The organism is Streptomyces sp. RPT161 (genome assembly GCF_027533845.1).
GTDB classification, from domain to species: Bacteria; Actinomycetota; Actinomycetes; order Streptomycetales; family Streptomycetaceae; genus Streptantibioticus_A; species Streptantibioticus_A silvisoli_A.
In genome coordinates this window covers 236,614-245,703 of the sequence record NZ_JAPZVN010000007.1, presented here as the reverse complement: position 1 = coordinate 245,703, position 9,090 = coordinate 236,614, and the positions used below count along the sequence as shown (strand labels likewise).

Sequence of the window (9,090 nt, the reverse complement as noted above, 5' to 3'; positions counted from 1 at the left end):
GGGCCGCGTTACACACCAGGGCCGTTTGTCCGATTCGCTGACAGGCGAGGGCACAACGCCCCCGCTCCGACGCCGCCGTCCGTCAGCCACGGGCGCGGTCGTGAAATCCAGCAGAGGACCGTGTGAACACCAATCCCCCGCACCCATCCGCGCCCGACGGCCCGTCCGGCCCTCCGCTGCGGCAGCCCGTGCGCCGCCTCGCCCTCACCTTCGAGGCCTTCCACGACACCCACCACCTGCTGTGGCTGCGCTACGCCCATCTGCACACCGGAAGCCGGGCCGCCGCCCTGCGCATAGAGGGCGCCATATCGCGCCAACTCGCCACGTCGTGGCCGCATGTGCTGCGCCAGGAGTCGGTGCCGTTCTACGCCTGGACCGTGCTGAAGGAACACGTGGCGAACTGGCTCAGCGCACACGACCGCCCGGTGGCGCTCACCGAGACCGCCGCCTTCGACGCCGTCTCCCGGGCACTGCGCGAGGCCCAGGAGCAGTTCGCGGTCCTGGAGAGCAGGATCGGACTGTACTCGGCCATCGCCGAGTTACCCGAGCGGCAGTGCGACGTGATCGTGCTGCGCTTCGCACTGGGTTACGACGACCCGTTCATCGCCGCGCTGTTGGGCGTGGAGGAGAGCACCGTACGGTCGCATGTGAGCATCGCGAGGAGGAAACTGGCCGCACGGCTAGGGATTCCGTGGCGGGAGTGAGGGGGCCGGACGGATGCGTCCACGCCGCGACGGCGACAGCATAGAGGCGCTGCTCGGCACGGCCGAGGTGCTGGCGCACGAGTACGAGGACTACGATCCGGTCGCCGCCCGGGAGGCGGTGGCCCGCAGCCTGGGCAGCACCACCGCGGGCGCCGCGCCGTGCCCCACCGCGCACGAGCAGGCCCGGCACGAACTCGACCTGGCCTGCGCGCTGGTGCTCAACGCACCGGAAGCGGCGGCCAGTTTGGACCGGCTGGTCGACCACGACCGGATCGACCCGGAGGGCGCCCTGGTCTTCGCCGCCCTGCTGCACCTGGCCGGGCACGGTGAGGCGGCCGAGTTCTGGTGGCGGTTCGCGGCCGGCGGCGGCAGCCGTACCGCGGCCTACTGCCTCTTCCTCGACCACCGCCGCCGCGGCGAGTTCCGCGACGCCGACCACTGGCGCGGGCAGGCCACCCGGCCGCCGGGCGCGGCCCAGCCCAACCGCGAACCCGCGCGGGCCAACGGGCCGCTGCCGCTGTCGGAGTCGGCTTGCCGCGACCTACTGGTGCAGTGGCACCGCGGCCTCACCCCGCGACTGCCCGCGGCGCTGCGCGGCGCCATCGCCCGCCTCCAGGCCGACTGCGCCGAGGGCGACTTCGGTCGCATCCCCCGCCCCGGCCCCACCCTGTGCGGCCGACTCGCCTCGCCTACGGCCGGGGATCGATCGGCGTGAGGGTGCCGCTCACCAGTTCCTCGACAGGCATCGGGCCAGGTCCCGTGAGGCGGTTGCCCAGACCGACGATCAGGGACATGAGGAAGACGAACGCCGCCGTGACGGCCAACGCCCAGGTCGTCACATGCAGGTAGCCGCCCGGCTGGCGCGGGTCCAGGAAGTCGTACGGGTACCAGTGCGCGAACGGACCGCGCAACAGCGAGTAGGCGAGGTAGGCCAACGGGAAGGCGAGCCAGGGCAGTCCGCGCACCCAGCGGATCGGACGGGCGGGAGGCCCCGCCAGCCAGTCGGTCAGCGCCGCCACCGGCATCACGGCGTGCACCACGACATTGGCCCAGACGATCACATCGCCGCGTTCCTGGCCGGCCAGCAGCGTCCAGTAGACGATCCCCGTCACCGCCAGGTACAGCGCCGCGGCACCCCGCCACGCGTCACCGATCGGGCCGCGGCCGGTCAACAGCGCCAGGCCGCCGACCAACAGCACCGCGGCACCGAAGAGGTTGGACAGGTTGGTGAAGTAGGAGAACCAGTTGGCCGCACCCTCACCGATGTGCAACGCCTGGTCGAACGTCACGGCGAGCGCGCTCACCGCGAGCAGCGCGAACGCCACCCTGGCTGCCCCAAGGCCCCGCGTCATGGCCGACATGAGCGCACGCTACTACAACGGGTAGTACGAATCGAGGGTCATGCGGCATCGAATCGCCGCCGCGCGTGAGGGCTCCCTGACCACCCCCCCTTCGGGCCGCCATCAGCGCGTCCTGGCCGCCCGCTCATGGAGTGGGCGGCCCGCGCCGAGTTGCCAAGATCGCCTACGGCGGCGCTGCGCGCTGAACATCGCTCACCCAGGACGGCTCCCCCGGCTCCCGGCAGGTCGGGGAAAGGTCCAGCGGGCGCGCACGGCACGGCGTGCCGGGGGCTTACGGGTGGTACTTCTCCTCGACCGTCTCGGCACCGCCGGACTTGGGGTTCATGGTGACGCGGACAGTCACGCTGTTGGTCTTCGCAGCCGTCTCCAGCTGGTCCACGGTGCACTTCGAGGTGCCGTAGCCGTCGTGGCCGATGGTCACACGGCCTTCGGTGTTGTCGGAGCAGATCGCGGCCGCGCCGAGGATCTGCGTGGCGTTGGAGACCAGGAATGCCTGCTCCGTGCCGCCGCCCTGGGGCTTGACTATCAGCTTGCCGGGCGCGAGGTACCCCAGCCTACCGACGACCGTGCGGTGGTCACCCGCGTTGGCGACGCCGCTCCCGCCGGAGGCGGACACCGGCGGGCAGTAGCCGGTCTGCTCGCCGATGCTGTTGATTTCGGCGTTGGACCGCGGGTCTCCCGCGTAGTTGATCTGGTCGGTGCAGCGCACCCCATGCTTCTTGGGAGTGCCCGACGGCGTGCCGTGGGCGGAGCCTTGGCTGCCCTTGGCGGTGGATTGGGTGCCGGGCTGTGCGGAACTCGTGGGGGCGGACGAACTGGTGGAGGATCCAGCGGCGGAGGTCGCGTCGTTGGGTCCGCACGCGGTCAGTGCCAGACCTGCGGCGACGAGCACGGCAGTCGACAGGCCCCAACGAGCAGCCCTGGTACGCATGGTGTCCCTCTTTCACTTCGACGATGTCGCCCCGCATCCGGTGGCGATGACTCCGATTTAGCCCCTGGGCGGACGCAACCACCAGCGGCTGCAATGACTTTGGCATGTACAACAGTCCAAGTCAGCGCCTGTTACAGCCCCGTGGCGTAACGCCATACACGTCACGACAATCGACACCGGAGCATTGCCACCCAGCCCCACCTGAGCACACCCGGCAACGGGGCACCACGTTCTGTGTTCCCCCGCCCGAAGATCCCTGTCTCGATCAACAAGCCGGAGCCCACGTCCCCACCCGGGGCACCAGGCCGACAACGCTGCTGCGTGCACCCGCTGTGGGGGACGATCGGTTATGACCATCGCGCGAGAGACCCTGGCGGGGGCGCGGCGGGGCGCACCTCAGCCGGGCCACATGGAATCCCCTCCAAGATCCGTAACGAAATTGCGGCCGCGCCGACGGCTCGGTCAGCTCGGCGGCCTTACGTTGGTCGTTTCCAGGCAATTAATACGGGTAAACGGCTTATTGGATGTTATGTAGAGCAAGGGGTTGACCTGATGTCGACAGGGACGCTTCTAGCGATCATCATCCCCGTTGTGGTGGTGATCGCCTTGATCGCGGTGGCCTCATCACTCGCCCTACGCCGCCGCCGTCTACGCGAGCGCTTCGGCCCGGAGTACGACCGGACGGTTGAAAGGGCCGACAGCCGCATGGCGGCAGAGCGCGAACTCAGCGCACGTGAAAAGCGCCACGACGCATTGGACATCAAGCCATTGCCGAGCGACGTCCGGGACCGCTACGCGCGAGAATGGGGCAGCGTCCAGGAAGAGTTCGTCGACCGGCCCGAAAACGCCGTGCATGACGCCGATCGCCTCGTGACCTCGCTGATGCATGAGCGCGGCTACCCCACCGAAGACTTCGAGCAACAACTCAAAGACCTCTCCGTAGAGCACAGCCAGACGCTTGAGCACTACCGAGCCGCCCACAAGGTCGACGAACTCAGTACTCGGCACCAGGCGACCACCGAGCAGTTGCGTAGCGCCATGGTGCACTACCGCGCCCTCTTCGACGAACTGCTCTCCGACGGCGGCCAGACCCGGCACGCCCGAGCCTGAGTGATCACAACGGGAAGGAGGAGAAGGCATGCAGCGCGAAGGACCATCCGAGTCCGGCGGCGAACTGTCGACCGAGGATCTTGTCCGCGCCCCAGCGGGAGGCGATGAGACCGAGGCGGAGGCTCCCACGCTTCCTGGCGAAAGCACGGGAGCGACGCCGGGGACCGCCGAAACGGAGGAGGCAGGACGCACCGAAAACGAAGAGGCGGAGACCACTACCGCAGCAGAGGAGGAAACCCCTGCGCTGCTCACCGGCGAGGACGCGGAGGAATTCCGCGACCGCTGGCAGAAAATCCAGGGGGACTTCGTCGACGACCCGCGTGACGCCGTACACGCGGCCGACGGGCTGGTCGCCGATGTCATGCGAACGCTCGCCGCGCGCTTCGCCAAACACAAGGAGGGTCTGGAGGAGCAGTGGCACCGAGGCGGAGAGGTGGGCACGGAAGACCTACGCCTTGCCCTGCGGCATTACCGTGCGTTCTTCAACCGCCTCCTCGGCACGTAGCGGAATGATGGTCGGCGCCTCCGGCCGCGGTGCACGTGGCCGCCCTCTGACAGCGCTCGTTCGGGCGCGGCCGGAGCGGGTGCCACCTGGCGAAGGTTGCCGGTGAAAGTCCGCGGGATCATCGTGGGATAAAGGGCTTGTCCGAGAGGTCGGAGGTTGCTGTGATCATCCTCGGCATCATTTGCCTCATCGTTGGATTCTTGCTCAAGATCGCCATTCTGTGGACGATCGGGATCATCCTTGTGGTGATCGGGGCGATCCTTTGGCTCCTGGGATCCGTTGGGCACGCTATCGGCGGCCGACGGCACTACTGGTAGCGAAGGAGCACGAGCGGTCGTCGAGCGACGTAGGGAGGACGCGCCCAGGCGCGACATCCGGTGACGCTGCCGAAGTGGGCCGAAGTCGATTTCCAGCGGGTGCCCGTTATAGAGAACAAGCCGGCGCTCCCAGGCGTTCAAGGTGAGCGATACGGCGGCTGTCGGCATGAAGGGGCACGGCCGATCTCGGGGTGATTGGTTCGGGACGGTCAACCACCCCGCGCCCACGCGCCGTCCGCTCCGCGTTCAAGGGTTTGGCTGATGCGTCTGGCTGCCGGGCGGGACAGGATCCGAGGTCAGGGCAGGGTGAGGATGCGGGGGCCGTCCTCGGTGATGGCGATGGTGTGTTCGATGTGGGCGGCTCGGCTGCCGTCGATCGTGCGCAGGGTCCATCCGTCGGAATCGGTGTAGTAGTCGTTGCGCCCTCCGGCCATGAGCATGGGTTCGATGGCGAGGGCGAGGCCGTGGCGCAGGGGGAAGCCGCGGCCGGGACGTCCATGGTTGGGGACATGGGGGTCTTCGTGCATCTGGCGGCCGATGCCGTGGCCGCCGAAGTCGGCCGGCATGCCGCAGTCGGCCTTGCGGGCGACCGTACTGATGGCATGGGAGATGTCGCCGATCCGGTGGCCGACGGTGGCGGCTGCGATGCCGGCGTCCAGGGCCTGCTGGGTGGCGGCGATGAGTTCGAGGTCGGCGGGGCGAGGGGTGCCGACGGCGAAGCTGATCGCGGCGTCGCCGGTCCAGCCGTCGAGTTCGGCTCCGCAGTCGATGCTGACCAGGTCGCCGTCGCGCAGGCAGTAGTCGTCGGGGATGCCGTGCGAGACGGCGTCGTTGACGGACGCGCAGATCACGGCGGGGAAGGGGATCGGGGCGAAGGAGGGCTTGTAGCCCAGGAACGGAGAACGTGCTCCGGCCTTGGCGAGAACGGCGCGAGCGGCTTCGTCGAGCTCGCGCAGGCGAACTCCCACAGCTGCCGCCGCGCGGGCGGCCGCGAGTGCGTGGGCCACGACGCGTCCAGCTTCTCGCATCGCCTCCAGTGCCGTGTCGGTCTTGATCTCCACCATGTTGGTGACTCCCTGCCATGCGACGCTATCCAATACTTATACCGGTATTAGTATCACAGGCATGGTGAGAGTTCCCTTGAGTCCGCAGGAGCGGCAACGCGGAGAGCGCTTCGGGCTCCTGCTTCGCCAGGCACGCGGTGACCGCAGCATGGTCGACGTGGCAGCAGCCGCCGGGGTATCCGCTGAAACCCTCCGCAAGATCGAAACTGGCCGGGCCCCGACCCCGGCCTTCTTCACCGTGGCAGCCCTGGCCCACGCACTGAACCTGTCCCTGGACGACCTCGCCGCCGCCTGCGCGGAAGACGCCGAAGGCGGCGACCAGACCATGTCGGCGTAACCGCCAGGAACCGGGTTCGGGGCCCGGCTGCTGGCGGCACGGTGCTGGACCGGTGGCCGGGCCTCGCGGCCACCGTCGCCTCCCCCGCGAAGATCGGGCAGTTGGACCTGCATCGCGACCCACCCGCCGCCCGCCTGTGCCACCCAGATGAGGCTGATGACCGCGCGCTGTGCGTTGTGGCGGTGATATTGGGCTCGGCGGGGCGGTTGCGCGCTACTGGGCGGCGATGGGTTTCGGCCGTACCTGTGAAACCCGTGGAAGCTGGTTCGGCTGATTTCCTAGGCTGTGGGGCTCCTGACGCTGCACCACCGGGGAGCTGCCCGGTGTGGGAATCGCGTCAGGACAGGGGGATGACTGCTTTGGTCAACAGCAGCAAGCGTGCTTGGGCAGCGGAGTTCGCAGCGTTCTCGATCGTCGGTTCGGGCGCGCGTGCCGCACAAGCCGAGCGCGCCAGCGACACCCTATGCGTCCAGCAGTCGGTGCCCAACGTGGCCGCGGCTGTCGCCGGGGTACAGCACCGGCACGGTGGCGGATGAGTCCGCGTACTACGGGTTGGCCGCCACAAACTGATTTTGGACACCTCCATCCCTTTGGCAAGGGCGGAACTTCGGATCTACTCGAGATCAGTCCGGAATCGACCGGGGCAACACGAGGGGAGAGGCGATCGTGGGGGAACTGGACGGCAGAACCGCACTGGTGACGGGCGGCTCGCGTGGGATCGGGCGCGCGGTCGCCCTGCGGCTCGCCGCCGAGGGGGCGCTGGTCGTGGTCCACTACGGCGGCAACGACGCCGCCGCCGAGGAGACCGTGGCGCTGATCGCCAAGGTCGGCGGCCGGGCGTTCGCGGTGCAGGCCAGGTTCGGCGAGAGCGGTGCTGTGGACCGGTTGTTCGAGGGGCTCACCGCTGGGCTGGGGAGCCACGGCGCGGACGGCCTGGACATCCTGGTCAACAACGCGGGCATCCACTCGGCAAGTTCGATCGGACAGCTAACCGAGGAGGAGTTCGAACGATTGCTCGCGGTCAACGTGAGCACGCCGATCTTTGTGATCCAGCGGGCGCTGCCACTACTGCGGGACGGCGGGCGGATCGTCAACATGGCCTCGGCGGCCACCCGGATCGCGGACCCGCGCCAGATCGGCTACACCGTCACCAAGACGGCGCTGGCGGCTCTTGGCGCATCGCTCGCCAACGAGCTCGGTCGGCGCGGGATCACCGTGAACACGGTCAACCCCGGAGTGGTCCGGACCGACATGACCGCCGGCTACACCAACGTTCCCGAGGCGGTGGCCGGACTGGAGTCGCTCACCGCGCTCGGACGGCTCGGCGAGCCGGAGGACATCGCGGACGTGGTGGGCTTCCTGGCGGGTCCGCAGGGCCGCTGGGTGACCGGCCAGATCATCGACGTCTCCGGTGGCACCTACCTCGGTCCGATCACGGCCGGGTGATCGCCCGGGGAAAGTACCGGGGCGGCGGGGCGGCGCCCCACCAGGGAGCTGGTCGACGTCGCGAAGTCGCTGGGCGATGTCGAGGGGCTCTTGCGCCGCGCTGGCGTCAGCCCGCTGGCGCGTCAACTCACCGCCCATCGTCGACTTTGACGTCCGCTTCAGTCGGCGGCCCGTGGCATGTCATGGATCGTCAAGACACCGACCGAGCGCACCTGGCTGCCCCGGCGCTTGGACGGCCTGGCCGTTCGTCCACCACGGTCAGCAACGTCCGCGCCATGCACCGCACTTACTCCACCCGCCCGTGTCCGGCGGGGCGTGCGGGCAAGGTCTGCTTCGCCAACAGTCCACCGGATCGAGGGGATTGGTTCCGCAGATGGCAACGAGGACCCTGCCGCGGCGTACCCTCCGGCATATGCGAATCGCCTCGTCCTCGGATAGCAGCGGATGGTTAGAACTGAGGTGGGCCCTCATCCGGCAGGAGAGCAACGGCAGCGGCTACCGCGTGGGCCGGTATGCAACCCATGGGGAGGCTGAGCAAGTTCGCAAGGCGCTCGAAGCGTGCGGCGATACGCAGCTCTACGCGATCGAGAAGATCGACCGCCTCCAGGTGCCCTCGTCCGGGGTCGGCTCCTGCGCATAGCGAGGCCGACACCCGTCTACGGTGTCGGCCCTCTGTCGGCTGTGCAGGAGGAGGGGCGGCGGGGAAGACCCCGCCACCCCGTGCCATGCCTACCTCGATGGCCATTCCAATGTCCCGGTTGGTGGCGCCACCAGCAATCGACCGGATGGGTGAGACGTCTCCTAGAAGGAGCGAGAGTGGATCAAGTATGTGACGATCACGCGCTTTGACAAGCGGGCGTATGTCTACCAGGCACCGTGACCGCTGCTGCCGTCCGGTTGTGGCTGCGCCCGAAAATCACCGGACACCTCTCACGGTGGGATCCGGGGACGGACCGCGGTGACGGTCGGCCAATCAGGGTGACATGACCTCTCAGGAGGTCTTGGCTTCCCTGCGGGTCCGGCTGGCGGCCGGATTGTGCTTCCCGCTGTCAGGCGGTCGTCCGCTCGGCTGACCCGCGCGGGCGGCCGAGCGCGTAGGGGCGGGCGGGCCGCATCGTGCGGGTGCTGCGTGAGCATCGAGGACTGCTCACGCAGGAGAAGCTGACTGAGGCGACGGGGCTGACAACGGCCCGCCCTGTGGGCGTGTCGGTCTGGCTGCGTTCGAGCATGGAGCGCAACTTCGAGATGGCCTGTGCGGCGGCCGACGCCGAGGAACTGTCGAGAGTGCCTTCGACTGACACAGCCAGTCTCGCCG

At 68.8% G+C, this 9,090-nt stretch carries 12 protein-coding genes; 9 read left to right on the top strand and 3 right to left on the bottom strand.

Annotated features, from left to right (window positions below; translation table 11 throughout):
- The first annotated feature begins 122 nt into the window (after nucleotides 1-122).
- A complete protein-coding gene (locus O5O46_RS17390; protein WP_269856349.1) occupies nucleotides 123-704 on the top strand; it encodes an RNA polymerase sigma factor in 582 nt (193 codons plus the stop codon).
- A 13-nt stretch (nucleotides 705-717) separates the two neighbouring features.
- Nucleotides 718-1,419, top strand: a complete 702-nt coding sequence (locus O5O46_RS17385; protein WP_269856348.1) for a hypothetical protein — start codon at nucleotides 718-720, stop codon at nucleotides 1,417-1,419.
- Here O5O46_RS17385 and O5O46_RS17380 read toward each other — a convergent pair.
- A complete protein-coding gene (locus O5O46_RS17380; protein WP_269856347.1) occupies nucleotides 1,394-2,065 on the bottom strand; it encodes a Pr6Pr family membrane protein in 672 nt (223 codons plus the stop codon). The genes O5O46_RS17385 and O5O46_RS17380 overlap by 26 nt on opposite strands.
- Before the next feature lie 271 nt (nucleotides 2,066-2,336).
- A complete protein-coding gene (locus O5O46_RS17375) occupies nucleotides 2,337-2,996 on the bottom strand; it encodes a hypothetical protein (RefSeq protein WP_269856346.1) in 660 nt (219 codons plus the stop codon).
- 552 nt (nucleotides 2,997-3,548) lie between these two features.
- On the opposite strand from O5O46_RS17375, the gene O5O46_RS17370 reads away from it, so the two are divergent.
- The 3 genes from O5O46_RS17370 (at nucleotide 3,549) to O5O46_RS17360 (ending at nucleotide 4,928) form a co-directional block, all read left to right on the top strand.
- Nucleotides 3,549-4,106, top strand: coding sequence for a hypothetical protein (locus O5O46_RS17370; protein WP_269856345.1), 558 nt, complete (start codon nucleotides 3,549-3,551; stop codon nucleotides 4,104-4,106).
- 28 nt (nucleotides 4,107-4,134) lie between these two features.
- A complete protein-coding gene (locus O5O46_RS17365) occupies nucleotides 4,135-4,611 on the top strand; it encodes a hypothetical protein (protein WP_269856344.1) in 477 nt (158 codons plus the stop codon).
- Between the two features lie 161 nt (nucleotides 4,612-4,772).
- Nucleotides 4,773-4,928, top strand: a complete 156-nt coding sequence (locus O5O46_RS17360) for a DUF6131 family protein (RefSeq protein WP_269856343.1) — start codon at nucleotides 4,773-4,775, stop codon at nucleotides 4,926-4,928.
- A gap of 296 nt (nucleotides 4,929-5,224) precedes the next feature.
- On the opposite strand, the gene map is transcribed toward O5O46_RS17360, so the two are convergent.
- Nucleotides 5,225-5,992, bottom strand: a complete 768-nt coding sequence (gene map / locus O5O46_RS17355; RefSeq protein WP_269856342.1) for a type I methionyl aminopeptidase — start codon at nucleotides 5,990-5,992, stop codon at nucleotides 5,225-5,227.
- A 61-nt stretch (nucleotides 5,993-6,053) separates the two neighbouring features.
- Here map and O5O46_RS17350 point away from each other — a divergent pair, with 61 nt between their 5' ends.
- The 4 genes from O5O46_RS17350 to O5O46_RS17335 all read left to right on the top strand — a co-directional run bounded on the left by O5O46_RS17350 (nucleotide 6,054) and on the right by O5O46_RS17335 (nucleotide 8,415).
- A complete protein-coding gene (locus O5O46_RS17350) occupies nucleotides 6,054-6,329 on the top strand; it encodes a helix-turn-helix domain-containing protein (RefSeq protein ID WP_269856341.1) in 276 nt (91 codons plus the stop codon).
- Between the two features lie 350 nt (nucleotides 6,330-6,679).
- Nucleotides 6,680-6,865, top strand: coding sequence for a hypothetical protein (locus O5O46_RS17345; protein WP_269856340.1), 186 nt, complete (start codon nucleotides 6,680-6,682; stop codon nucleotides 6,863-6,865).
- Between the two features lie 130 nt (nucleotides 6,866-6,995).
- Nucleotides 6,996-7,775 (top strand): SDR family oxidoreductase, encoded by a 780-nt coding sequence (locus O5O46_RS17340; RefSeq protein WP_269856339.1) that lies wholly within the window; start codon nucleotides 6,996-6,998, stop codon nucleotides 7,773-7,775.
- A gap of 412 nt (nucleotides 7,776-8,187) precedes the next feature.
- Nucleotides 8,188-8,415 (top strand): SPOR domain-containing protein, encoded by a 228-nt coding sequence (locus O5O46_RS17335; RefSeq protein ID WP_269856338.1) that lies wholly within the window; start codon nucleotides 8,188-8,190, stop codon nucleotides 8,413-8,415.
- Nucleotides 8,416-9,090: the final 675 nt, after the last annotated feature.